Here is a 23,361-nt window from a genome sequence, read left to right on the forward strand (position 1 = left end):
CAGCACCCCTCACCCTATAAAAATAATGAAAGTTACAGAAACAGACCGAATTGAAATCAGGGAGTTTTGTGAAGTTGATACCGGGAATCTGGCTATCGTATTTTCGGACCCTGACGTTATGCACTACTCCTCACACGGGGTAAGAAACAAACAGCAGATAAAGGACTTCATTCAACAGTGCCAGCAAAATTACAGATCCGATAATTTCGGGCAGTGGGGGCTATTCCACAAACACAGTGGTGAATTTTTAGGCGTCGCCGGTTTGAACAGAAGTACCGTAAGTGAACGTGAGTTAATTCATATCAGCTACCGGCTGGCAAAACCCTGCCAGGGCAAAGGTTATGCGCTGGAAGCCGTCAGAGGTATTCTCAGTCATGCAAGAAAAAATCTGGGCTTCTCCCTGATGCATGCCATGATTGATCCGGGGAATACCTCATCCCGTAAACTGGCACACAGGGCTGGTTTTCGGGTGATATCCAAATGCACCTTCAAAGGCTCGGAGCTGAACCTTTATCGCCTTACGCTTGATAATCGTGACGGAGTGACACCGAGCTTAATGGAAGTAGACAGAACATGAGCAAGCCTATTGAAAACCACGCCGAATACGACTCGGAAGCCTTTAATGATATTGATTTGAGTAACAGCAGGCTGACGGATATAGAATTCGATGCCTGCACCTTTATCAACTGCGATCTGAGCGAAACCGTTTTTGAAAAATGCCGGTTTATCGACTGTCTGTTCGACAAATGCAATCTCAGTCTGGCCCGCCTGGACCATAGCCGGTTGCTGGAGGTCAGCTTCAGAAACAGCAAACTGATCGGTATTGACTGGACCCGGGTCGACTGGCCACAGATTTTGCCTGCTGCCCCGGTCAGTTTTCATAGCTGCATTCTCAACGATGCCTGTTTTTTCGGCCTGAGTTTATCTGAACTTATCATGGAAGACTGCAAGGCGCATGACGTGGACTTTCGTGAAGGGGCTTTTGTAAAAGCCGTATTGAATGGCACTGATCTAACGAACAGTCTGTTTAATAATACCGACCTGTCAGCTGCCAGTTTTATTGAAGCAGCTAATTATAATATTGATATCAACTTCAATAACGTCAAAGGCGCCAGCTTCAGCCGCTATGAAGCTACCCGGCTGTTGGAGAGTCTGGGGATAGAACTCGTGGATTAAAGCATTCCGTTAATGAATTGAAGGCATTTATTTCATAGTGCCCGACCTGTCGCCTGTCAGATATATCTTTTACTACTCCTTATACCAAGAAATCACTATGACCAAAGCCGCTGAAATTGTTAAAAAGCTTGAATCCCATAAACTTCCCACCGTGAAAATCCAGCCATTACTTCGCAACGCTGATGATATCCGCAGCAGCAAGTTTGGCGGTAAGCCCTACTGGCCCAAGGGGATGGATTACCCGGTAAACAAGGAAGGCAAGGCACTCTATTTGCTGGCTCAGATCAACTTTGAAGAAGTACCGCCCCTGAAAGACTATCCGCAAACCGGCATCCTGCAGTTTTTTATAGAAAATGATGATCTGTACGGGATGGATTTTGACAGGCCGATACAAGACGTTATAGAAGACCAAAGCGGATACCGGGTTATTTACCATAAGGACATCATTCAGACAGATTCCGATCTCGAACAGACACTGCCGGAAGCCAATCAGGACACTATCCTTCCTCTGGAGCGGGAATATGCGGTGAGTTTCAAGCTGGAACAGGAGCTTCCTGCCGCAACGGATTACCGCTTTGAGGCCATTGCAGGCGACATATTCAACTTCGAAGAGGATGTTGCAGAATATATCTACGACAATTTCTCTGCCGTTGGTAGCAAACTGGGTGGCTATGCCAATTTCACCCAGGAGGATCCTCGCGCACAGGGTGATGAACAATGGTTGCTGCTGTTTCAGCTGGATTCCGAGTGGGATAACGATATTGAAATTATGTGGGGGGATATGGGCGTCGCTAATTTCTTTATTCGGCAAGAGGATCTGGAACAGCAAGATTTTTCCGGAGTCTGGTATAACTGGGATTGTAGCTAAGCAGTTATCGGCCCGGCGGCCAGCCATACAGCAGTGCTAACTGTTATATGGCTGGTCGTTTCAGGAACAGTACCCTGTAGACCTCCGGGTTTATTCTGATACCAAATATCAGGCAGCTGCTAATATCGTACGATGAATCCTCTACCCTACATAAAAAATGTCCGTTTAAAGCGCGATCAGGTTGCCTCATTTAATACTTATCCTTTCTCCATTCCTGCCATCAAGGAACTGTATGATCTTGAATTTTCAGACACCGTAACGATTTTTGTTGGTGAAAATGGCAGTGGTAAATCCACTTTGCTGGAAGCCATAGCGGTCGCACTGGGCTTTAATGCCGAGGGCGGCACCAAAAACTTTAACTTTGGTACCCGTCATACCCATTCCGATCTCTACCGATTTTTACGCCTGTCCAAATCCTATAAAAAATACCGTGACGGTTTCTTCCTGAGAGCTGAAAGCTTTTATAATGTCGCCACCAATATAGATGAGCTGGATGAAGAATCCGGTGGCCCGCCGATCATAGACTCTTACGGTGGCATATCGTTGCATAAGCAGTCCCACGGGGAGTCGTTCCTGGCATTGATGATTGAGCGGTTTGGCGGACAAGGTCTGTATATTCTGGACGAACCCGAAGCGGCACTGTCGCCCTCACGACAACTGGCAGTACTCAGCAGAATGTCGCAGCTGATTAAACAGCAGTCGCAGTTTGTGATTGCGACCCACTCTCCCATCCTGATGGCTTACCCGGGGGCGCTGATTTACCAGATTGACCAGTCGGGTATTTATCCTGTCAGGTATGAAGACACCGAGCACTACCAGATTACCCGCGCCTTCCTTAATAACCCGGAGTCAATGCTGAAAAATCTTACGAGATAATGGAATTTAATGACCTATACAAGCCGGGGTGATATAGATGAGCCTGAAGAAGATTAATCGACAATAACGCTTATGAAATATTTGATTGCTCTGCTGCTGATTCCACTCACCGGGTTTGGCATCGAACTTGAAACCGAAAGTCACATTATTTCCATTGATTCAAAGTGCTCTGAAGGTGAAGTTTCCTGTGCCCGTTATTTCTATACTGGCACCAACAAAACGACAGGTGAGGTCATAACGCTGCAAGGCTCATCCTGGCATACCACCTGTAATGACGGGGTTACACCCTGCCGGTTTGTCGGTTATAAATTCAGTCAGGGAAATACAACGTACTGGGTGCATCAAGATGGTCTGTTTGAGGTCATACAGAATAGCCGGCAAGTGCTGATCAGTGAACAGGGGCAATGGAAGTAATCAGCCCCCAAAACCAGGTTTTTTCCAACCAGAACCCGGTTCTGCAAATAACAATAACAAGAGCATGACTCCATGGAATTTTTCTACAGTTCCCCCCTAGGCGCCCTGCACTCCCTCTCAGCCCTGGTGGCTCTGATTGCCGGAGCCATTGTATTCCGGAAACGGAAAGGCACGGGTCAGCATAAAAAGGTCGGTTATATCTATATCGCCTCGATGCTGACACTGAATCTGTCGGCCCTTTTTCTACAGAATATGACCGGCGGCTTCAGCTGGTTTCACCTGTTTATCCTGATGAGCCTGCCCTATCTGTTGATCGGCATGTACTACCCGATATTTGCACGACAGAAAAACAAGCGGTGGCAAGTCTACCATTTTGAGTACCTGTCATTCAGTTACGTGGGGCTGCTGGCAGCTTTTGTGGCAGAGGTTATTATCCGGGTGCCGCTGGCAGCGGGAGTATCATCGCTTAACCAGTTTATTGTCGGGATTTTTGTTGCGGCGGGTATGGTTGGGTTCGTCGGAGACCGGGTGATCAGATACTACCGGACGAAATTGTTCGGGTAATCCCGAGCCAGTAAAACTCCTCATTTCAGGTTGAACAAACAATGACTCCCATGTACAGCCAAAGTGCTGATTGATCCTGAAGACAGATAGGTAAAAAATGGCGTGCTGGCTATCCTGAATCTGTGACATATAATGCGCCATCCATGATGTAAGGTCGCAAACATGACAACAAGAACCTACCGCCTTCTGATCTCATGCCCGGATGCCAGTGGCATCGTTGCCTCTGTCAGTGATTTCATTGCCAGCCATGGTGGCTGGATTCTGGAAGCGAACCACCATTCTGACCCGGAGACGGGTCGCTTCTACATGCGTAATGAAATCAGGGCTGACAGTCTGCCATTTGATCTTGAGGGTTTCAGAACCGGTTTTCAGCCCATTGCTGATCGCTTGAAGCTGGAATGGAGTATCAACGATTCAGGCACGCCCCATAAAGTGGCGCTGCTGGCCAGTAAACAGGCTCACTGTTTGTCAGACCTGCTCTACCGCTGGCGCAGTGGTGACCTGCATATGGATATTCCCTGTGTCATTTCCAATCATGATGATCTTCGCGGGTATGTAGAATGGCATGGCATTCCATTCCACCATGTTCCGGTCAATAAAGAGAATAAAGCTGAAGCTTACAATCGTATGACTGAACTACTGACTGAACATGATGTGGATTCCGTTGTATTAGCGAGATATATGCAGATTATTCCGCCAGCGTTGTGTGATATCTACAAGAATCGCCTGATCAATATTCATCACAGCTTCCTGCCCTCTTTTGTGGGTGCCAAACCGTACCATCAGGCCTATTCCCGTGGTGTGAAACTGGTGGGTGCGACCTGTCATTATGTGACGGAAGAGCTGGATGCAGGTCCGATTATCGAGCAGGACGTTATCCGTGTGGGCCATAACCATTTGCCGGAAGATATGGTTCGACTGGGCAAGGATGTAGAGAAAACGGTTCTCGCCCGCGGTCTGCGATATCACCTGGAAGACCGGGTCATTGTTGACGAAGGCAAAACCATCATTCTTGATTGATGAGCCGGGGCCTGATGATCAGCCGGTTATTGAGACCACTCCATCACCAGGCCATCTTCAATATAATGAAACCGCCTCCTGTTCGGACCAACCGCTAAAGAGGTCCAGTCACTCTCCTGTGACTGGACATAGCCGCCAATCATCTGTCCCTGATCGTTGATCAGGCAGTTCATGGTATAGAACGCCATGGTGACACCGTGGTGCACATCAGCCCTTATTAATGTATTGCCATCAATGACCAGCGCCTTTGTCTCATTAAACAGGAAGGCCGGCCTCAGATATTCCCGCATATCGGAATCGTATTTTTTCATCACCCTCATACAACCGGACTCAGCCCGGTTCACTGTGCTCAGGTCGATTACCTCATCAGACGTTATCTCATTCCCCATGATCCCGGAAAATGATTGATAGACATGCTGCCACTCGGCAGGTATTTCACCGCGGGCTACTAATGGTTTCTGACCTTCATGGCTGAAGATAAGAAAGCAGATAGCAATAACAATCATCCCTGTTCGGGTAAATGCCAGCCGGATGGCTAAAAAGATCGTAAACAGCCAGGAGAACAGCGGGAAGCCTCCGTTATCGTTACAGCTCATAGATCAGGAACTTCTCTGCGGGGCGGGACTTTGGGTGTTGGCAGTTAAAATCTGATTTGCAGTATGCTTCAGACGCCTCATGATCGCAGAAGAAAGCTACGGATCAATCCGCATCTGACGCAGTGAAATTTAATTGACAACTTCATTATAATACACAAAAGTCTCTTTATTTGAGGTGTTAGTAGTGAAAGAGTGGTTGTTCTTATTTATTGCAATAGCAGGTGAAGTGGTAGCAACGTCATCCCTGAAAGCGGCTGAAGGATTCACTAAACTCACGCCCTCCATTATTGTTCTGGCGGGTTATTCTGTAGCGTTCTATTTTCTGTCACTCGCGTTAAAAACCATCCCGGTTGGTGTGGCCTATGCAATCTGGGCGGGCCTGGGCGTGGTGTTAGTGGCTTTGGTCGCCTGGCTGGTGCTTGGTCAGAAGCTGGATCTGCCATCAATGGTCGGCATGGGATTTATCGTTACCGGCGTTATTATTTTGAATGTTTTTTCAAAAACAAACGTTCATTAACGCTGACCTAGCATAACATGCAACAACTCATCTCATCCGCAAAACACCGGCTGGCAAAAACTGACGCCCTGCCCTTCACTGTCTACACCTCCATCAAAGAACAGCATATCTTCAACGTCAGAATCAACAAGCCAATGCTGATCTGCGTGCTGGATGGTTACAAGCAGCTAGGGAAACAAGGTGATTTCGAGTGTGGCACTGGAAGTTTTGTCTTTCTCTCCAACAAGCCGGCGCTGGAGCTGCGTAATATTCCCGGAGACACGGAATACTTCGCGCTGATTATCGAGTTTGATCACAGTGACTTTGACTGCTTCGAAACCAAAGAAGCAAGCACCGATACCTTTTTCCAGGGAGCAATCGATCAAACCCTGCAGCAAACACTGCAACAGTTTGTTGAATGGTCTGCCTTTGCACCGCCGGAGATGTGGCCACTGCGGCGGCGGGAAATTCTGCAACTGCTCTATCACCATGGTTATAAGCAGGTCTGCTCAGTGATGGAGCCGCCGGGTCTGAGCCATAAGATATACGGCATGATGGCGAGCCATATCAATGATGACCTCAATGCCGCCATTGTCTCGGCCAGACTGGCTATGAGTGAATCGACCTTGCGTCGCAAACTCAACACAGAAGGCACCAGCCTGCAGGAGATTAAAGACAGTGCCCGGCTTAACTATGGGCTGCATCGGGTACAGGTCAGTGCTGATCCCATCGGCCGGATTGCAGAACAGTGTGGTTTCCAGTCCCAGTCCCGCTTTACCGATAAATTCAAAAAGCTGTTTGGTATGACCCCCACAGCATTAAGAAAAACCCGCTTGAGCGATTCAGGCGAATAGTTGGCTGGTTTTGATCTAATCCTTCGGCCAGATACATTTTATCCTGAAGCCCTGTTAACAAGCCTGACTTGAGACGGGGTAAAACGGATGATGAGAAAAGTAACAACCCGACTGGTGTTGTGTCTTTCAGTTGTATCAAGCGCAGCACTGGCTGATTCATTCACACTACAGAGTGAAGATATCGCCCAAGGTCAGTTTATGAGCACGGCGCAGGAATATCAGGGTTTTGGTTGCTCCGGAGGCAATACTTCACCACAGCTGTCCTGGTCTAATGCCCCACAAGGCACCAAAGCGTTTGCGGTAATGGTCTATGACCCGGATGCGCCCACCGGCAGTGGTTGGTGGCACTGGCAGCTGGTTAATATTCCAGCCAATGTGGCCTCACTGCCGGCCGGAGCCGGTGACCCGGCTAAACGTCTTACACCTGAAGGCAGCATCCAGATAAGCAACGATTACGGTGCCAAAGCCTTTGGCGGCGCCTGTCCTCCGCAAGGGCATGGCGTGCATCGCTATCAGTTTACCGTTCACGCACTGTCGCAAAAACTGGATCTACCGGAAAATGCCTCAGGCGCACTGACGGGTTATATGGTCAACGCCCACTCACTGGCATCAAGCCGTATTGAGGCCCTTTACCAGCGCGAATAAAAGTTATCTGTAAAACCTCAAGCTGCCGTCAGTGTGGGCCTGACGGCTACTGGCAAGTGGCTTTATACTGGGACCATTCGCATATAAAAAAGAGAACAAACATGAAGGATCAGCCGTATACCATCAGCTACTTCTCCGGCCCGGAAGCCAGAAAATATCGGGATGATATTGCTGCAATCCGAATCGGTTTGTTCAAGGAATTTCCCTATCTCTATGAAGGCGACCTGACATACGAAACCGAATACCTGGAAACCTATTTCTCCCAACCGAATGCCCTGATTATGCTGGCCTTCCATAACAACAAGGTGGTCGGGTATTCCAGCTCGGTATCACTGGCGGATGAACTCGAGGAGATCAAAGCCCCCTTCTCTGGCGACAATGTGCCGCTGGATAAAATGCTCTATATCGGCGAGGCGATGATTTACCCGAAATTTCGAAGTAAGGGCATGTTCAGGCACTTTATGGAAAGTCATGAGCAGAAAGCAAAAACAGACGGTTTTGAGCAGATTGTTTTCATGACCGTAGACAGGGAAAGCGATCACCCTTTGCGACCCGCGGATTACCGGGAGCTTGGCCCTATCTTTGAATACTACGGATACAGCAAGATTCCGAACAAGAGGGTTCATATGGAATGGGATCAGGTCGACACGGGTGCTGATACGGCCAACACCCTCTCTCTCTGGATCAAGGCGGCATAACCGGGCGCCAGCCCGGTGCACGTGCGGTCTTACTGCAGCCGCTCATACATAGCGACACCACCTTCAACGCCGTTATAGCCGATATAGAGCCGGCTACCGTCAGCATTGAAAACCGCAGCCTTGTAGCGGGGCCCCACAGCAACCTGAGGCTTGTAGGTGCCTTCTTCGCCCATCCTTAATTGCTTTGCCTCGGTCATTTCACCGCTGTCACCCAGCTTCAGAAATGTCAGACGCTGGCCTCCCACTACCACCAGCAATTCGCTGTCCGGATGAAATACCAGGTGGTCTCCGCCTGCTTTAAACTCGTTGGGTGGCAGATTCTTTACCCGGGTTTCATCACGCTGCCAGATATTGACCCGGGAACCCACCACGGCCAGAAAACGTCCGTCCGGGCTGTAGGCGGTGTTGCGAGCTCTGTCGGTGGAATGCTGATACTTCTGGCATCCCAGGATGTCACACCGGCCTTCTGTTACCAGGCATTCTGAAATTGTGTCTTCATGCTCATTGATATAAGCCAGTGCGCCGTTGACACTGCTCATACCTGCCACATTGGCGGAACGGATGGTTTCACCCAGAAAGCGTGGGTCGCCGTCATCCGGAACAGCAATAGTGCGAATGGTATTGCCGGTATCGTAGACACTGGAGCCTTCCGCCGTCATCAGACAGCTGTCCCCTGCAGCAAACACCGGCTGATGTTTGGACAAATTTAGCAACACCCCGCACTGGCGGGCATCACAACCCTGTTTGAAGATTTTCTGCAAGCCATTGGCAGAGGGCTGCCACAGAATAGTTTCACCGGTCAGGCCCAGAGTAGCCAGCCATTCACCATTTTCGCTGATATTCATCCAGTTGGTACGGTCCAGCCCGCGATGGATGTATTGTTCTCCCGCTTCGTTTAAATGCGGAGTCGGCACGCCGAACCGGTCAAACTCAAATTCGGACAGGGAAACTCCATCGGAGAAACTCACCCCATAGAGGCGGTTTTTCAGGATCTGCATGGCATCAAAGCTGATCGGCCCCCAGCCTTTCTGACGTTTTTTCTCATCCGGTTCCTGAGTAAAGTGGCCGATATAGCGCCAGCCGGAAGGCTGAATAACGGTTTCCCATTCATGGCGACTGACGCCGATACCCCGAACCGGTGCAAGATTAACCTGCTGACCATTAATAGTGGCCTGAATAAAGGCCTGAACAGTAGCCGGGCCGGTGTCATCCTCGTCATCATCATCGCCCAGGTCCGGTTGTGGCTTGCCGGTGCCGACCCAGACTTCTTTGGACTTGCGTTCTTTCTGCGGCATTTCACTGCGGCCATAGCCATAGACTTTGTACGGTTCCTGCTGCCCGGCCGGTGGTTTAAAGGTCACCGTCACCAGCAGACAGCCGTCCTCTTCCCGCGCAGGCGAGATATCGAAGTAAGGCGCCAATGACCGATCGCTCAGTGTCAGCCCGGACACCGCTGCTGCCGCAGGACGTTTATCTTGGCAATCTGTTAATTCCCGCTGTTCCGAGCCACCCGCAGGCACCTGTCCAAAGTACAGCGACCCGACAAAGGCGGCATGGCCAGTAAAGGGCAACAGCATCAGGATCGAGAACAGGACAGGCTTCAGATTCATTGCGGGCTCCGCAGGGACTGGTTTAACAGTCCATCGGCGCTCTCGGCGGATGCTTGATAGCGCTGGTCAGCCTGATGATCATTGGCTTTCAGACAAATCCGGTGCCGCTCTGCCACGGCGCTGGATATAGCGTTGCATGGTGAATAAAGCGCACAATAGTGCCACCTGTTTTTACGTGCTAGCATGCCATCAGCCAGACGACACAGAATACAGTTTTTAGGCACCCGGCTGGAAAATATGGATTACGAAGTCGTATTTGAAATATCAAAGATCGGATTGCAAGACCTGAGTTTTCTCTTACCCCTCCCGGGTATGATAATAATCTTGCTCTTGATCTATAAGAAGGCACCGGATTTTTCGGAACAGCACTTATCGATTTCCCGGCAATACGTAAAGAAACTCTGCGTAAGCTGCATAGGCTTTGCCGTTTTTATAGCGGTAGCCAGTACCAGTAATATCTATAACAAAAAACAGACGCTGCGAGCCCTGTATGAACAAGGCAGGTTTCATGTTGTTGAGGGTATCGTTGAAGACTTCGACCCGATGACATCCCGGGGAAATAAAAACGAAAGCTTTACTGTAAATGGCGTGATGTTTAAATATTCGGGTTATCGTATCACCCAGGGTTTCAACCAGACGGCATCAGAAGGCGGCCCTGTCCGGGAAGGATTGCCGGTACGGGTTTCATATATTGATCAAGATAATACGATTATCAAACTGGAAACAGGCCGGATAGCCCATAACTAGAGAACAACGGTTCAGTATCACTCACTATGCGCACACTGCTTTTACTTTCTCTGCTGATATTGAACACAGCAACAGTCCGGGCCAATGAAGCCATGCAACTGAATCACCGGCAATGTGATGAGTACAACCGGCACCAGCATGACTACAAGCGCCTCGGTCTTGCCAGTGGTGCCCAGCACAACACTGTGTGTATTAATTACCAACCCCCTCAGGCTGGTGAATTTGAAAGTCTACCTCTGTTCGAAACATCAGGTCATTTTAAATACCGCAAAGCAGTGCTGCTTTCGATATCAACAGAAGATACCGGAGCGTGCTTCAGGTTTGCAGGGCTTGATAGCAGCGACTTTGAGATATGGATCAGACGACTCATAGCGGATTACTCCGATATCACTGCGGATGACTACGTTATTAGTTTCAAAAAAAATCCTGTAATTAAATAACGCGCCTGGCATGCCAACAGGCGCACTACTACACTGCGACTTTAACGTCGAAATATAAATTTAGTTAGCAATTACAGAAAATCAGAAGATAAAAATATCAATAAAATACAGATCAGGACTTCACCCACGCCCATGCTTCATCGAGTTCGTCCGGATCAAAGTTATCAAGGTGAACATCAAACAATCTGGCAAAGGGTTTGTCTGCGGAAAGCCACCATTTCCAGAGTTTTTTCGAGGTTACAAAAGCAATTTTTTCCATTTGTCGGGTATGGGTTGAAATCCACTTGAAGTCTTCATAGCCAGCGGCCATATCCCATTCGGCATTATCATCAAGAATTACCAGCATTCGAAGTTTTTTGTGCTCCTTCAGATGTTGTTCAATCTTACCCAGCCAGTACTTTTCCTCATCACCTGTAACTTTCCCTGATATTTTATAACCCAGCACATCATCTGTGCTTTGTGGGAGAATCTCGATCATAAGTGTTTACCTGTTTTAAGACACAGGAGATATAGTAATCACAATCCGTCAAAATGGTATTTTTTGAGACACATATGATTAAACAGTATTTGAATTTTTTATATTAATTTAATAGTTATAAATATCAGCACTAAGCCTTATCACCCGCCCTGGACAATATTGAAGTAGTCAATGAAGAAGATATTACCGCTCGTTTTCGTAGCCATTTCCGGTTGCAGCACAATGGATCAGCATCCAGCCAGAACACCGAAACCTGCAATTACCAAAGCTCAGCTGACAGGATCCTGGCATTGTCTCGATCATGGTGAAAAAAAGGACGGAACAAAGGGTTCTGTTGACTCTATTACAACGTATAGCGATGACAATACATTTACCGGGACTGGTACTGTATCCATACGCCCCAAAGGATCAAGCACCGACTTGTTATACACGGTAGATATTCGCGGAACCTGGAAGCTTGAAGGAAGAATTGTCACCGATAAAACCGAAGTGGTAACCGCAAAACCACTCAATATCATTGCCCACCGGTCATTACAGAAAGTTCAGGTAGAACTGAACAAGGCGTTTTCCAAAAACATTTCCAATATGATCCTGTACATTGACGACGATAAAGTCATCTTCAAAAACAGCCGAAAAAAGCGAAGCCTCTGTCAGAAGGTCAAAACCTGACGCAGGCTAAACCCTTCGGATTAAATCCGGGCAGATATTGGCAAGCTGGCCCGGGTTCTGTTAAGACCGGTATTTCACAACAATACTAACAAAAGGATTATCATCCCGTGCAGGATTCGCACCATGACGAAAAACAGGTCATAGCCGCCGTTAAAGTGTTTGCCCGGTCGATCAGCTCCAGTCGCAAGGTGGTTGCGGATATGACGGCTCTGATAGAAGCGACCAATCAACTGCCCCTGTCCAACCTGGAATACTGGGAGCGGTTAATCCGGTCAGAGTTTTATGCTGCCCTGCATGAAGCTGAGCAACCCGTTTTGAAGTTCTGGAAAAAATCGCCCCGCCCCAATGTTTTAACCTGGCTCGATCTGATCAGTCACGACGGCTATAAGCGGGAGACAATCTTATGCTCCCTGAGTGGCGGTGCGCCCAACCGTTTCTTCTTTGCCCTCGCGCTGCGCCGACTGAACGACTGGGTCGCTCCGGTGCGGGCGGCCGCCAGGGAGAAGCTGCCTCAACTAGCAAAAGCTTCGAATGCTGCAGATGTGACGCATGCCCTTTGCGTTACCCTGCACCACTGGGACTCCTGGGGCCGGATAGAGCCGGAAGGTAAAGCCATCATTCTGCAGCTGCTGGCGGAGCAGAATACAGCGGAGGCACTAAAAGCCAGCATCATCTCCTCCAGCACCGGGCCAATGGCACGCTTGCTGGCCCAGATCGGCCGTACATCAGCACTCGACAACTGCCTTGAAGAGATCGCAGCCTCAGCGATACAGCCTGCAGTCAGGGCCAGGGCATATCGCAGCCTGTTTGAAGGGCGCATGACGTGGCCTGAAGGACGTAAATATGAATGGACAGATATTCGATATTGTGAAGGCAGACAGGTCGTTGTAACGGGAGAACGCAAGCTCACGATAACCACACCGTTCAGGAACCTTTTGGCCAGATCCGCCAATGATCCGTCTTCTCTTGTCAGGCGAATTGCCGCCGAGTTTTTTATTCGTGAACTTGCAACGCTGGGTGAAGACGCGACCCAACTGGCTCGCCAGTTTGCTGCGGACGCTTCAGGGCCTGTTGCGGAAAGGGGAAGGTTTGCGCTGAAGCAACTGGAAACAATCAGGCATTAATACGGGCCCCTCCCAAATCGAGTCAATATGCTGGCAAGGGAACATGCCGAGATTACTCACGATGCCGGTATTCTCAAGCGGGTCGAAAAATACAACGGTTTGACCATTGAGCAGATCCAGGTGGGTGAAACAGAATCTATCAACGTTTTGATTGCCATGGCTCAACATCCGCTGCCAACCGGTGTTGTACTGCCCAATGGCAATATGGATATACTGGTTGCCACCGTGATTACCGACACCGAGATGCGCTGGTCGATGGTGCATGGCAGAGATCAACTGCTCAACAAACTGATCGCCTCCGGCGCCGGGCAAATCAGCGTACGCGGCCGTCAGTCTGTAGTTGATGTGGTTGAGTAACCGGAGAAAGCTGACACCGAAGCAGCCACTGCCCAGCAGGCCAGACACAGTTCTGTTCCTGCCTCCAGTCCTATACAACAAAGAAGTAGTTAATGAAAAAGTTATTGCCGTTTGTTTTTGTCGCCATTACCGGCTGTAGTACTGTCGATCAAAACATAGTCCCCACGCCTGAATCCGACATCACCAAAGCACGCCTGACAGGTTCATGGCAATGTAATTCCGCGTCCTATATAGAAGACGCCCGATTGACTTTCAATATCGTAACGGAATACCGGGAAGACAATACATTCAAGGGTAGCGGAACCGTCACTGCCCGGTTCCGGCGTGACAATACCTATATCTCTTTCGCGCTTGATGCCAACGGCAGCTGGGGGCTGAACGGCAGAATTCTCACTGACCAGACAGAAGACGTAACGGTCAAGGCATTGAATGCCATTTCAGTGCGGATACAGCCAGAGTTTCAGGAGGAGATGGATAAGATGCGCGATGAACCTTCATCCAGCGTAGTTATTTATGTTGATGACCAAAAACTTGTGACTGAAGACCGCCGCAAGGAGCGGTCAAGCTGCGTGAAGATTAAAGCCTGATATGTACTGAAACCTTCAATACAGGTTACGCAGGAACTTGTTTAATCGTACCGGTAGCAGCTGTCTGACAGTCTGCTGCCGGCACTTAGTTTTTCACCTGTGGGCAGGACATCGGTTCAAACTCGCCACTCTCAAGCCGGGCAAAGCAAACACCAAACTCCCGTTTTGATACAAACAGGTTAAGTTCACTGAGTGTGGCATTGGCAAGTTTCATCCATTCGACCGCTTCCTTCGGGGTGAGGTCGGGAGATGGAATTTTGTATCGTTTATACAGATTCAGGGTGGTTTCAAAATACGCTTCAGCCGTATCAAAATCGCAGGCGCCGTGCTTCTCCCATTCACCCTGTAACAGCCTTGTACCCGGGCTCATACAAATATAGCGGGCAAGCAGATCAAGACTGACCGGGGCAAGATCGCCTTTGCAGAACCTGGGGTGTGCAGTTTTACTCTTGCTGATAAAGCCTGCTCTGGACTCGCCCCACAAACCATGGATTACCCAGCCAAAGTTATTACCGGAAGCGCACTGAAAAGCAACATCTTCCAGCCGGCCTTTTGCTTCCATGTACTGGCAGAAACGGGGTGAGTTGGAATAGACCAGAAGAAAGAAGTCCGTCGGAATATCATTCACATAATCAATGCCGATGTCATAATCCGGATTTAATTGGCCTCTATCCACGGTACAGTATTGCCCGGCAGGGAGTATGGTCTTTCTGGTTTCGTCAGCTGTACTGGCGCGGGGAGTCAGCCAAAAAAGAACCAGCAAAACAGCCAGTATATTCTTCAAAACAATATCTCCCTGTTGGTCTCCCGCGCCGTCCCGGGCCTCAGTTCAAAACTGTAACAGTCCTGCCGGAATAAACCGAAATTAAATTATGAAACAATACCTGCTTCCTTCCCTGCCAAACTCCCGCTCCGGCTGAAACGTACAATAGTGCCAGTCATTGTTCCATGCTAGCATGCCTCAAATCAGACGACACAGGTCGTCACATCCAGCGATATCCTTCCGGGCATGGCAGCGGAGGCGGTAGCGTGTCTGCGTTTTACATTTCCCGCACCGAAATAACTGTAGAGATCACATGAAAGCATTCAGATCACCGGTTTATCTGTTCTCACTGGGCATGACGATTGCGAACATCCTATTCCTGTTTCTGGTGTTGCGCGGTTACGAATACGAAATCCTGCAGTTTATCGTGCTAGTGCTGGTCAATCTCACCATGACCCTGCCCTTCTCCGGTGTGGCTTATTATTTTGGTATTAAGAAGGCCGGCTCACACCCTTCTGTAGCGACAGCAGTAATGAATGGCTTTCTGGCCTTATCTACGACCCACCTGCTGGATAAATACCTCACTTTCAGCGAAACCAGCCCGTTTATGATTATTCCTGTAATTGCTGTCCTGTCTTTTGTTATCGGGTTGCGGGTATCCGGGCGGAAAAATACCAATAGCGCCATACAGCCATCCAGTCAGGCCCATTAACAGCAAGCATCAGGCCTCAGGCTTTGTCATAAACAAATATCTATTCAGCAGTGCAGTATGAATAAGACCAGAATAATCACCATCAACCTAATTTTAGGTTTGATGTTTTCCCTGTCCCATGTGCCAGTGGTTATTTTCAGGCTAATGGGTGACGCATCATTTCAGGATTTCAGCTTTATAAAACTGGCTCCCTATCTGACCATCGACATGATTCTGGTAGCCGGTTCGCTGCTGGCTTACTTCAGCAAGGAACTCACCAGAGAGCGGGTGATAATGGTGCAAGCCTGCGCCCTGATTGTCCTCAGTCTCATGCTGGTAGCCCCCATGTTGTGGTACCTGGTCACCTCTTTGCCGGACGGTAACTTCAGTGTTTCACTGGGTTATGGCGCGGCGATATCAGGCTATGCGGCCTATCTTGGCAAGACACTTTTCTACAAGGGCCAGCACAAAGTAATGCTGAACCTGGGTTGGGTTGTGTTTGTTGCAACACTCTTTATTGAAGTGCTGCTGATGTACAGGTTCTTCTTTGCACATTTCACTTGATGCCAGTGACATAACCTGAGTGATTTCTCTATGAAAACAACACCCGCTGCTCTTGTTCTCTGTGTTGCGATTATGACAGGCTGTGCTGCCAGCAAACCTGCTACCACTGACAGAGCGGAATCAGGTCCGCAAACATCAAAAACCATGGTTATTGAAGTTGCCCCGTTCAAGGCAGACTGCCATGGCATGATGCCCATGAAATGTCTGATCGTGGACGGTGACTACTTTTACAGTGATATTCAGGGCTTTGAGTTTATAAAAGGCTACAGGTACAAGCTGGAAATTCAGCGCATTCAGCAATACACCACTGATAATGTGCCGGCTGACGCCAGTTTGTATCACTACAGGCTGATCAGGGTGTTGGAAAAAACCAAAGTGAAAAAATGAGAAGGTACTATTCACCAGAGCTTCTCAGGCATAAATGATGACAATATGAACAAGCAGTACTATCTCAATAACCTGTACCGGGGCAAGGTAAAACAACAGTTTGGCCTAGAAACCGCAATAACAAAGACACCCGTCACTGATGATATATACCTCTCCACCGAAGGACTGGAAGGTGACGAATGCGCCGATCAACGTCACCATGGCGGACTGGAACGGGCACTACATCAGTATCCGGCAGAACACTATGGCTACTGGCAGGAAAGATATAGTACCGACAATGCGCAAGATAATGACTGGCAGGCCCCGGGGATGGGTGAAAACATCAGCTCGACCGGCATGACTGAAGACAATGTCTGCATTGGTGACCGTTACCGCTGGGGCGCAGCCATTATTGAAGTCAGCCAGCCCCGCTCTCCCTGTTTCAAGCTGAATAAACGCTGGAATGCCGATGATCTTTCCGTTCATATGCAGGACACCAGTCGCTGTGGCTGGCTGTATCGAGTGATTCAACCGGGTGTCGTTAATGCCGAGCAGCCGCTGGAACTGATTGAACGACCAACCAATGCCATGACCGTACGTGAAGTTTGTGATATTTACTTCGGTAACCCACTGGATCGGGAAGATTTACTTAAACTGCAGCAGCAAACCCGGCTATCCAACAGCTGGATGCAAAAGGTCGTACAACGGCTGGAGACCGGTGAAGTCGAGAACTGGAATTTCCGGCTGTTGGGCCATGCCTGATAGTGCCTATCAAGAGTAAATTCCCAATGCGTCTGATAACCTCTGAAGCATACTTCTCTTCCCGACTGATACGCCGGCGGTCTCTTGAAGAAGAGACCGCCCGGGTAGTATCCACTAATCGGGTTAGAAGCAATGAAAATAGCCAAACGTTCTGTGAGAAGACACCACAGGGAACGGTTGAAAAAGGCCAGACAGCATTTTTGGGGGCATGACTCAAAGCTCTCTGCCAGGCAGATTGGAATTTATGCGACAACAGCATGTGTTTGCTCTTGCTGGCTTTGTGGTAACCGTCGTCGGCATTACGGGCTGACCAGACGTGAGCGCGTCGCAAGTGCTGCCTTTGAGTATGAAGTTAAATTGTATAGTTGACCGATTACATTAAAGCTTAAGGACGGCAGGTTAGCTATCGAAGAAACATATTCAAGATCATCATAGTTCCCCTAATAGCGCCCGTATGTAAATATCGCTACATACGGCGCACCTGCTTCGAAAAATAATCATCAAAGCTATGAATGAAAAATATCTTCTTGAAACAGACAAACTATTGCTGAGGCAGATAACATCAACAGATTGGGACTTGTTCTACTCCCTTCAAACCAATGAATCTGTCCAGAATTTTGTTTCCGATATAAAAAACGATGAAACCATAAGACAAGCTTTTGATTCACGCCTGCCCATATGGAACAAATTGAATCCTCAGTGGCTTTGCCTTGTTATCATTCTCAGGGAAACCGGCGAGAGAATAGGATTAACAGGCTTTTTCCCTGAATGGGAGCCCCACCAGCAGGCTGAAGTCGGCTTCATGCTGTTGCCAGAGTTTCATGGCAAGGGTTATGGCAAAGAGTCCCTGATCGCTGTTTTAGAGTTTGCTTTCAGGGATTGCAGTTTCCACAAAGCCAAGGCAACAGTGACTGAAGGAAATACGGCATCATGCTGTCTTCTCAATAAGGTCGGTTTTCAGCAGGAAGGCATCATTCGGGACAACTACAAAATTGGCGGAACATGGAAAAATGATATTGTTTTTGGCATGTTCAGCAATGAGTTAATCACCACATAAGCAGGTATCGCGGGACATTAGAATCCTTTCACCCTGCACAGTGCTGCTGCCGCGTACGGTAAACCATCTCGAAACTTCCAAAGTAGTAAAAATGAACCATGATCACATCAGAGTTCGATAAATTCTGTTTTCATGATGCCCGGGTGATCGAGATCACTAGAGACAATGGCTCTATTTCATGTGAGTTTGAAAGTGCCTTCATGAGTAAAGATCACCCAGAGTCTGGCGGCAATGACTGGGTCATTGATCAGGGCGTGTTGCAACTCTGCAATGTATCGAAAGAGGTGGCGCTTTTCTGGTATGACAGCATCGAAGGTAAATCCCACCCAAGACCGGAACTGCCCCTGGATGAGATATCCAGTTTAGAGTTTAATGGGGCAGTCTTTGATTTTGGTGGTTTTCTGAATCGTGAGCCATGGGCTCAATGGCTGGTGTATGCCTCAGAGTTCAAAATTGAAATCAAGAGTAAGCACATCGAATCCAGTTAAAGAGATTCAGATTACTGCTAGCTCAAGGGTCAAATACCCGCCTTACTGAACACCCAGTAATCGCAACAATGCCGTGGCGCCGGCAGCCAGAGTAATCACAGCCAGAAACGGTGCTCTTGCCAGGCAGAGAATGACCGCAACAACAATTCCAGCCAACCGGGCGTGACCGGCATATTCGCCGCTTTCATACACGGTGGCCAGTACTGCAACGGAAAACAGCAGTAACAGGCTTGCATCTGAAAACATCTGTTGCCGAGCCGCGGTCAACCAGACCTGTTTGCCAAGTCGAGGGCCGGCATACCGGAATCCATAGGTGCCTGCAGCCAGCAGCAAAATACCGGCCAGCGTCAGGTAGGTATCATTCAGCATGCGTTTTTTCCTCAATACCTGATTTTCTGACACACAGCCCAAGAAGTCCTGCCAATGGGGCCAGACCGGCGACAGCGAAAGGTGCTGCGATAACGGCCGCTGCCGCTCCAAAACTGGCGGGTATCAACAGTTTTTGCTGCTTCAGTGCCGGCAATGTCAGCGCCACCAGCACGGCAGGAAACATGACATCCAGCCCGAACTGCGCCGGATCTTCAATAGAAGAGCCGATCAGGCCACCCAACAGCACACCCAGCGGCCATAACAATAAAATGCCAAAGCCGCAGAACCAGAAAGCATAATGACTCAGTCTTCTGTTTTTATGGGCCAGGGCAAAGGCAACAGATTCATCATTCATAAGATGGCAGGCCAGAACGCCCCGCATGCCGTCAGGAATGGTTTGCCGAATTGAAACGCCGAAAGGCAAATGCCGGCTGTTCACCAGCAGCCCCGCAAACGCGCCCGCAAACGGACTGCCACCACCGGATAGAATGGCAATAAAGATAAATTCAGAGGCGCCGGCCAGTACCAGTATGGACAGGCTCAGCGGTAACCAAAGCTCAAAGCCTGAGCTGACAGCACTGGCACCATAGGAGACACCCACCAGACCATCAGCAAGGCAGACAAATAGAATTGGCAGCAGAATCCTGCGTCGGTGCAGCAACAGAACACCCCGAAACATACTCATCCTCCGAACATTTGTTTGATATAATGGTCACAATTATCAATATTGTCAAAACGTACATACGTTTTTTATAAAGAACGGTCTGAGTATGGAAAAGAAACAGGCACTGATCCGACAGATTGCCCAGGCGCTGGTGCGCGAACGACGCAAGACGGGATGCTCCATTGCCGAGATTGCCCGTAGAGCCGGCATCGCCAAATCGACCCTGTCACAACTGGAAGCCGGTAACGGCAACCCCAGCATTGAAACACTCTGGGCTCTGAGCGTAGCGCTGAATATCCCTTTTGCCCGGCTGATTGAACACCGTCAGGCCGAGGTACAGGTTATTCGCAAGGGTGAAGGCGTATCAGTTACTTCTGACCAGGCTGATTATGAAGCGTTTCTACTCTCCACTTGTCCGGCCACGGCGCGGCGGGATTTATATCTGCTCTGTGTCCAGCCGGGTGAGCCGCGACTGTCAGAGCCGCATAACGCCGGGGTCATAGAGCATTTGGTCATCACCCAGGGGCGGGCTCTGGTTGGGCTGGAAGATAATGCTGTCGAACTGGCGGCTGGCGACTACATCACCTACCCCGCAGATGAGCGACATATATTCAAGGCGCTGGAGCCAGATACCATGGCATTGCTGATTTCGGAACATAGCTGAGATCAGTTTCTTGATGCTCTCCCTAACGAGAACCCGTTATGTTAGAACTCAAAACCATTGGTTTGTTTATTCTGACGGCTTTGGCAGAAATTATTGGGTGCTATCTCCCATACCTGTGGCTCAAGCAGGATAAAAGTGCATTATTGCTGATTCCCGCCGCCATTAGCCTGACAGTATTTGCCTGGTTACTCACTTTGCATCCGGCCGCTGCAGGCCGGATTTATGCAGCGTATGGCGGGGTTTATATTGGTGTTGCCATGCTATGGCTCTGGATAGTCGACGGTATCACGCCAACTGTTTGGGATCTTGTTGGTTCAGCCGTCGCAATCACCGGAATGGCCATTATCATGTTTGCGCCCAGAAGTGCATAACGCGGCGCTATGGATACGTGTTACCCATCACTGATGACAACATACCCTCAAAATTTCATGAGTAGTAAATTATGAATCCGGCACCTGTAAAAGAAATAATTTCAATTGAAGATCTGGACAAAATCGACATTCGTGCAGGCACAATTCTGTCAGTCTCAGAGATCGAAAAGTCTGACAAGCTGATGAAGCTGATCGTGGACTTTGGTGACCATACACGCTCAATCCTTGCGGGCATAAAACAGGAACGGGAAAACCCGAAAGAGATTGAAGGAAAACAGGCTCTGTTTGTCGTTAACCTACCTGAAAGAAAAATGGCAGGCGAGTTATCTCAGGGCATGCTCTTTGATATTGGCTATGCGGACAAGCTGACACCCTGCCTGGCGGTAACAGAAAAGCCTTTGCCTAATGGTGCTCGTGCGGGTTAATCAGAACAACAACACAGCACAGAGGTTGCGGCAACCGCCCTCTTCTTAAACAAGTGCGATGAGTATGAGAACACTGGTTTTATTATTAACGGGCATTACATCATTCAGTAGCGCAGTGATGGCAGAATGTGAGCTTACCGATGAATATAAGCAGGCTCGAACCCTGTACGTTCGGGAAGCGCGTCAAGCCTACAATGAATGTGTCAGCTCGGTAACAAATGCTGATTACTGGTATAAATACGTTCAGTGCATTGAAGCCGGCGACGGCAAGGCTGTTGGAGGCGGGTGTGCACATCTGGCCACGACTTCCGGTGAAAAATATCAGTCATTGGATATAGATACTGATTTCTGCACACCGCTGAAACCAACAGTCCGCTTCCTCAAGACAGGTTTTGAGCAATATATGCAGGCGTACAATGTCGCAATGTGTAAGTAACTTATGGATAAAAAGAAAAAATGAACACTAAAGTTGTACTTATCACCGGCTCAAGCCGGGGCATCGGTGCTGCAACCGCAAGGCTGTTTGCTCAAAAAGGTTTCTCGGTTTGCATCAACTACAAATCAAACCGGAATGCAGCTGAGGCGTTAAAACACGAGATCCACCAGCTGGGTGTGAAATGCATCGCGGTACAAGCGGATGTGTCAGATGAAGACCAAGTGATCAGGCTGTTCGAAACCGTCGATGAAAGCCTTGGTACCCTGTCTGTACTGGTCAACAACGCCGCAATTCTGAGACCCCAGTCGCGGCTGATGGATATGAGTGCTGACCGGATCAATGAGATTCTCAGCGCCAATGTCACCAGTGCGTTCCTGTGTTCACGTGAGGCCGTTAAACGCATGTCATCACAACAGGGCGGTACGGGTGGGTCGATTATTAATGTGTCATCAGTCGCATCCCGCACCGGGTCACCGAATGAATATATCGACTATGCCGCGTCTAAAGGTGCAATGGACACTTTAACCCGAGGGCTGGCAACCGAGGTGGCTGCAGAAGGCATTCGTGTTAACTGCGTCAGGCCTGGCCTGATCTATACCGATATGCATGCCGACGGCGGTGAACCGGACCGGGTTGACCGGCTGGCCAGCAAGCTGCCGATGCAGCGGGGCGGACAACCTGCCGAGGTTGCAGAAGCCATCTACTGGCTGGCCTCCGACAAGTCATCATTTGCTACTGGCAACTTTATTGATCTGGCCGGCGGGCTGTAGGTGTAAACAAGGCTTCGGCCCTGTTCCTGCTATAACCCCCTTAGCTGGCTTATCAATGCAACAAGTTCATTCATGACCAAACCGGCTCCCCTGGGGAAAGCACACTGCAGCGTAGCATCCACCAGCGCCGGTGTGGTGTCCGCGTTTTGACGGACAGACATAATTATAATGTATGCCAGTTTTTGACAGACTGTATTGATCCCCCTGGGGTAATCCTGAATTCCATGCAGGCAGGATAAATTCAGCACGACGCAGGTATGTCCATGAATAGCAATCGCCCTTTTCATGGCTTTTGCCAAAATACAGGGTGAGCAGCCAGATTCGCCATCATCACAGTCAGGATTCAGGATACTGCTGGCTATCAGTGCCACCCCCCGACTATAGATCAAACTGTGATTTTCGAGGTCGTCCCAGAATGCCGTATAGGTATAGTCGGAGCACGTTTTGTCCAGCTGCTCCATAATGTAGATGTCCAGCGGAGTAATAGGAAATTCATCGCCTTCATCTTCATCTCCGCTGTTGTTGTACGAACCTTCGACAGATACCTGTATAAAAGCTTGCCCGTTAAATGACTCATCTGAAAAAGACATCCCCATCACAGTAAAAAATAATACGCCAAACAAAATGCGTAGAATCAATATTCTCCTCCATCTGACAGGTTCTGCTCTGTCGCAAGAATAGACCAGTAAAGGCGGGCAATATTGATAACTGTTTGCCTATCTCTTTATTGGCTTAACAAGCTGTAGAAGATC

36 protein-coding genes are annotated in these 23,361 nt (G+C 49.0%); 29 read left to right on the forward strand and 7 right to left on the reverse strand.

All coding sequences use genetic code 11. The features are described 5' to 3' along the window. The first annotated feature begins 25 nt into the window (after positions 1 to 25). The 7 genes from ACYZZ0_RS03830 to purU all read left to right on the forward strand — a co-directional run bounded on the left by ACYZZ0_RS03830 (position 26) and on the right by purU (position 4,918). A complete protein-coding gene (locus ACYZZ0_RS03830; protein ID WP_461535255.1) occupies positions 26 to 577 on the forward strand; it encodes a GNAT family N-acetyltransferase in 552 nt (183 codons plus the stop codon). Further along, a complete protein-coding gene (locus tag ACYZZ0_RS03835) occupies positions 574 to 1,176 on the forward strand; it encodes a pentapeptide repeat-containing protein (RefSeq protein ID WP_461535256.1) in 603 nt (200 codons plus the stop codon). The genes ACYZZ0_RS03830 and ACYZZ0_RS03835 overlap by 4 nt, the downstream gene beginning before the upstream one ends. Positions 1,177 to 1,273: 97 nt before the next feature. Continuing rightward, entirely contained in the window at positions 1,274 to 2,044 is a 771-nt protein-coding gene (locus tag ACYZZ0_RS03840; RefSeq protein ID WP_461535257.1) for a YwqG family protein, read from the forward strand. Positions 2,045 to 2,176: 132 nt separating this feature from the next. Continuing rightward, complete coding sequence (locus tag ACYZZ0_RS03845) at positions 2,177 to 2,920, forward strand: AAA family ATPase (RefSeq protein ID WP_461535258.1); 744 nt, start codon at positions 2,177 to 2,179, stop codon at positions 2,918 to 2,920. Positions 2,921 to 2,992: 72 nt separating this feature from the next. Further along, positions 2,993 to 3,334 carry a hypothetical protein gene (locus ACYZZ0_RS03850; RefSeq protein WP_461535259.1) on the forward strand — a complete coding sequence of 114 codons (342 nt, stop codon included), beginning with the start codon at positions 2,993 to 2,995 and terminating at the stop codon, positions 3,332 to 3,334. A gap of 72 nt (positions 3,335 to 3,406) precedes the next feature. Beyond that, entirely contained in the window at positions 3,407 to 3,898 is a 492-nt protein-coding gene (locus ACYZZ0_RS03855; RefSeq protein ID WP_461535260.1) for a DUF2306 domain-containing protein, read from the forward strand. Between the two features lie 162 nt (positions 3,899 to 4,060). After that, the gene (purU, locus tag ACYZZ0_RS03860; RefSeq protein WP_461535261.1) at positions 4,061 to 4,918 is read left to right on the forward strand and encodes a formyltetrahydrofolate deformylase; all 858 of its coding nucleotides are present in this window, start codon (positions 4,061 to 4,063) and stop codon (positions 4,916 to 4,918) included. A 26-nt stretch (positions 4,919 to 4,944) separates the two neighbouring features. Here the strand turns inward: purU and ACYZZ0_RS03865 are convergent, their stop codons facing one another. After that, on the reverse strand, positions 4,945 to 5,514 hold the full coding sequence (locus tag ACYZZ0_RS03865; protein ID WP_461535262.1) for a hypothetical protein: 570 nt from the start codon (positions 5,512 to 5,514) through the stop codon (positions 4,945 to 4,947). A 184-nt stretch (positions 5,515 to 5,698) separates the two neighbouring features. On the opposite strand from ACYZZ0_RS03865, the gene ACYZZ0_RS03870 reads away from it, so the two are divergent. From ACYZZ0_RS03870 to ACYZZ0_RS03885, 4 genes are all read left to right on the forward strand, one after another. Continuing rightward, complete coding sequence (locus ACYZZ0_RS03870; protein WP_461535263.1) at positions 5,699 to 6,031, forward strand: DMT family transporter; 333 nt, start codon at positions 5,699 to 5,701, stop codon at positions 6,029 to 6,031. Positions 6,032 to 6,048: 17 nt separating this feature from the next. Further along, positions 6,049 to 6,864, forward strand: coding sequence for a helix-turn-helix transcriptional regulator (locus ACYZZ0_RS03875; RefSeq protein ID WP_461535264.1), 816 nt, complete (start codon positions 6,049 to 6,051; stop codon positions 6,862 to 6,864). 87 nt (positions 6,865 to 6,951) lie between these two features. Then, complete coding sequence (locus ACYZZ0_RS03880) at positions 6,952 to 7,509, forward strand: YbhB/YbcL family Raf kinase inhibitor-like protein (RefSeq protein WP_461535265.1); 558 nt, start codon at positions 6,952 to 6,954, stop codon at positions 7,507 to 7,509. A 101-nt stretch (positions 7,510 to 7,610) separates the two neighbouring features. Beyond that, the gene (locus ACYZZ0_RS03885; RefSeq protein WP_461535266.1) at positions 7,611 to 8,207 is read left to right on the forward strand and encodes a GNAT family N-acetyltransferase; all 597 of its coding nucleotides are present in this window, start codon (positions 7,611 to 7,613) and stop codon (positions 8,205 to 8,207) included. A 29-nt stretch (positions 8,208 to 8,236) separates the two neighbouring features. On the opposite strand, the gene ACYZZ0_RS03890 is transcribed toward ACYZZ0_RS03885, so the two are convergent. Next, the gene (locus ACYZZ0_RS03890; protein WP_461535267.1) at positions 8,237 to 9,817 is read right to left on the reverse strand and encodes a hypothetical protein; all 1,581 of its coding nucleotides are present in this window, start codon (positions 9,815 to 9,817) and stop codon (positions 8,237 to 8,239) included. A gap of 324 nt (positions 9,818 to 10,141) precedes the next feature. Here ACYZZ0_RS03890 and ACYZZ0_RS03895 point away from each other — a divergent pair, with 324 nt between their 5' ends. Then, positions 10,142 to 10,564, forward strand: a complete 423-nt coding sequence (locus ACYZZ0_RS03895; protein WP_461535268.1) for a hypothetical protein — start codon at positions 10,142 to 10,144, stop codon at positions 10,562 to 10,564. Positions 10,565 to 10,590: 26 nt separating this feature from the next. Next, a complete protein-coding gene (locus ACYZZ0_RS03900; RefSeq protein ID WP_461535269.1) occupies positions 10,591 to 11,004 on the forward strand; it encodes a hypothetical protein in 414 nt (137 codons plus the stop codon). 112 nt (positions 11,005 to 11,116) lie between these two features. Here the strand turns inward: ACYZZ0_RS03900 and ACYZZ0_RS03905 are convergent, their stop codons facing one another. Then, complete coding sequence (locus ACYZZ0_RS03905; RefSeq protein ID WP_461535270.1) at positions 11,117 to 11,482, reverse strand: SpoIIAA family protein; 366 nt, start codon at positions 11,480 to 11,482, stop codon at positions 11,117 to 11,119. Between the two features lie 222 nt (positions 11,483 to 11,704). Here ACYZZ0_RS03905 and ACYZZ0_RS03910 point away from each other — a divergent pair, with 222 nt between their 5' ends. The 4 genes from ACYZZ0_RS03910 (at position 11,705) to ACYZZ0_RS03925 (ending at position 14,219) form a co-directional block, all read left to right on the forward strand. Continuing rightward, the gene (locus ACYZZ0_RS03910) at positions 11,705 to 12,151 is read left to right on the forward strand and encodes a hypothetical protein (RefSeq protein WP_461535271.1); all 447 of its coding nucleotides are present in this window, start codon (positions 11,705 to 11,707) and stop codon (positions 12,149 to 12,151) included. 107 nt (positions 12,152 to 12,258) lie between these two features. Next, positions 12,259 to 13,275, forward strand: coding sequence for a hypothetical protein (locus ACYZZ0_RS03915; protein ID WP_461535272.1), 1,017 nt, complete (start codon positions 12,259 to 12,261; stop codon positions 13,273 to 13,275). Between the two features lie 27 nt (positions 13,276 to 13,302). Beyond that, positions 13,303 to 13,632: a hypothetical protein gene (locus ACYZZ0_RS03920; protein WP_461535273.1), complete on the forward strand. Its 330-nt coding sequence runs from the start codon at positions 13,303 to 13,305 to the stop codon at positions 13,630 to 13,632. Between the two features lie 92 nt (positions 13,633 to 13,724). Beyond that, on the forward strand, positions 13,725 to 14,219 hold the full coding sequence (locus ACYZZ0_RS03925; protein ID WP_461535274.1) for a hypothetical protein: 495 nt from the start codon (positions 13,725 to 13,727) through the stop codon (positions 14,217 to 14,219). Positions 14,220 to 14,304: 85 nt separating this feature from the next. Here ACYZZ0_RS03925 and ACYZZ0_RS03930 read toward each other — a convergent pair whose 3' ends face one another. Next, entirely contained in the window at positions 14,305 to 15,003 is a 699-nt protein-coding gene (locus ACYZZ0_RS03930; RefSeq protein ID WP_461535275.1) for a ribonuclease T2 family protein, read from the reverse strand. A 292-nt stretch (positions 15,004 to 15,295) separates the two neighbouring features. Here ACYZZ0_RS03930 and ACYZZ0_RS03935 point away from each other — a divergent pair, with 292 nt between their 5' ends. From ACYZZ0_RS03935 to ACYZZ0_RS03965, 7 genes are all read left to right on the forward strand, one after another. Then, positions 15,296 to 15,694, forward strand: a complete 399-nt coding sequence (locus ACYZZ0_RS03935; protein ID WP_461535276.1) for a hypothetical protein — start codon at positions 15,296 to 15,298, stop codon at positions 15,692 to 15,694. 57 nt (positions 15,695 to 15,751) lie between these two features. Beyond that, positions 15,752 to 16,237 (forward strand): hypothetical protein, encoded by a 486-nt coding sequence (locus ACYZZ0_RS03940; protein WP_461535277.1) that lies wholly within the window; start codon positions 15,752 to 15,754, stop codon positions 16,235 to 16,237. Between the two features lie 30 nt (positions 16,238 to 16,267). Next, a complete protein-coding gene (locus ACYZZ0_RS03945) occupies positions 16,268 to 16,624 on the forward strand; it encodes a DUF4377 domain-containing protein (protein WP_461535278.1) in 357 nt (118 codons plus the stop codon). 45 nt (positions 16,625 to 16,669) lie between these two features. Further along, positions 16,670 to 17,365, forward strand: a complete 696-nt coding sequence (locus tag ACYZZ0_RS03950) for an MOSC domain-containing protein (RefSeq protein WP_461535279.1) — start codon at positions 16,670 to 16,672, stop codon at positions 17,363 to 17,365. Positions 17,366 to 17,391: 26 nt separating this feature from the next. After that, positions 17,392 to 17,577, forward strand: coding sequence for a hypothetical protein (locus tag ACYZZ0_RS03955; protein ID WP_461535280.1), 186 nt, complete (start codon positions 17,392 to 17,394; stop codon positions 17,575 to 17,577). A gap of 296 nt (positions 17,578 to 17,873) precedes the next feature. Continuing rightward, positions 17,874 to 18,422, forward strand: coding sequence for a GNAT family N-acetyltransferase (locus tag ACYZZ0_RS03960; RefSeq protein WP_461535281.1), 549 nt, complete (start codon positions 17,874 to 17,876; stop codon positions 18,420 to 18,422). A gap of 98 nt (positions 18,423 to 18,520) precedes the next feature. Continuing rightward, positions 18,521 to 18,910 carry a hypothetical protein gene (locus ACYZZ0_RS03965; RefSeq protein WP_461535282.1) on the forward strand — a complete coding sequence of 130 codons (390 nt, stop codon included), beginning with the start codon at positions 18,521 to 18,523 and terminating at the stop codon, positions 18,908 to 18,910. 42 nt (positions 18,911 to 18,952) lie between these two features. Here the strand turns inward: ACYZZ0_RS03965 and ACYZZ0_RS03970 are convergent, their stop codons facing one another. Together ACYZZ0_RS03970 and ACYZZ0_RS03975 are read right to left on the reverse strand one after the other, a co-directional pair. Beyond that, positions 18,953 to 19,279, reverse strand: coding sequence for an AzlD domain-containing protein (locus ACYZZ0_RS03970; protein ID WP_461535283.1), 327 nt, complete (start codon positions 19,277 to 19,279; stop codon positions 18,953 to 18,955). Continuing rightward, positions 19,269 to 19,964 carry an AzlC family ABC transporter permease gene (locus ACYZZ0_RS03975; RefSeq protein ID WP_461535284.1) on the reverse strand — a complete coding sequence of 232 codons (696 nt, stop codon included), beginning with the start codon at positions 19,962 to 19,964 and terminating at the stop codon, positions 19,269 to 19,271. Before ACYZZ0_RS03975 ends, ACYZZ0_RS03970 begins: the two co-directional genes overlap by 11 nt. Before the next feature lie 85 nt (positions 19,965 to 20,049). Between ACYZZ0_RS03975 and ACYZZ0_RS03980 the strand changes: the two genes are divergently transcribed. The 5 genes from ACYZZ0_RS03980 to ACYZZ0_RS04000 all read left to right on the forward strand — a co-directional run bounded on the left by ACYZZ0_RS03980 (position 20,050) and on the right by ACYZZ0_RS04000 (position 22,609). Next, positions 20,050 to 20,607, forward strand: a complete 558-nt coding sequence (locus tag ACYZZ0_RS03980) for a helix-turn-helix domain-containing protein (protein ID WP_461535285.1) — start codon at positions 20,050 to 20,052, stop codon at positions 20,605 to 20,607. Between the two features lie 38 nt (positions 20,608 to 20,645). Continuing rightward, a complete protein-coding gene (locus ACYZZ0_RS03985) occupies positions 20,646 to 20,978 on the forward strand; it encodes a YnfA family protein (protein ID WP_461535286.1) in 333 nt (110 codons plus the stop codon). Between the two features lie 71 nt (positions 20,979 to 21,049). Then, the gene (locus ACYZZ0_RS03990; protein WP_461535287.1) at positions 21,050 to 21,403 is read left to right on the forward strand and encodes a hypothetical protein; all 354 of its coding nucleotides are present in this window, start codon (positions 21,050 to 21,052) and stop codon (positions 21,401 to 21,403) included. A 64-nt stretch (positions 21,404 to 21,467) separates the two neighbouring features. Then, entirely contained in the window at positions 21,468 to 21,839 is a 372-nt protein-coding gene (locus tag ACYZZ0_RS03995) for a hypothetical protein (RefSeq protein ID WP_461535288.1), read from the forward strand. A 20-nt stretch (positions 21,840 to 21,859) separates the two neighbouring features. Further along, positions 21,860 to 22,609, forward strand: coding sequence for an SDR family oxidoreductase (locus tag ACYZZ0_RS04000; RefSeq protein WP_461535289.1), 750 nt, complete (start codon positions 21,860 to 21,862; stop codon positions 22,607 to 22,609). A 29-nt stretch (positions 22,610 to 22,638) separates the two neighbouring features. On the opposite strand, the gene ACYZZ0_RS04005 is transcribed toward ACYZZ0_RS04000, so the two are convergent. Then, positions 22,639 to 23,247, reverse strand: coding sequence for a hypothetical protein (locus tag ACYZZ0_RS04005; RefSeq protein ID WP_461535290.1), 609 nt, complete (start codon positions 23,245 to 23,247; stop codon positions 22,639 to 22,641). Positions 23,248 to 23,361: the final 114 nt, after the last annotated feature.

Origin of the sequence: Spongorhabdus nitratireducens, from assembly GCA_947387575.1 — a bacterium.
Classification (GTDB): Bacteria; Pseudomonadota; Gammaproteobacteria; order Pseudomonadales; family Endozoicomonadaceae; genus CANDOC01.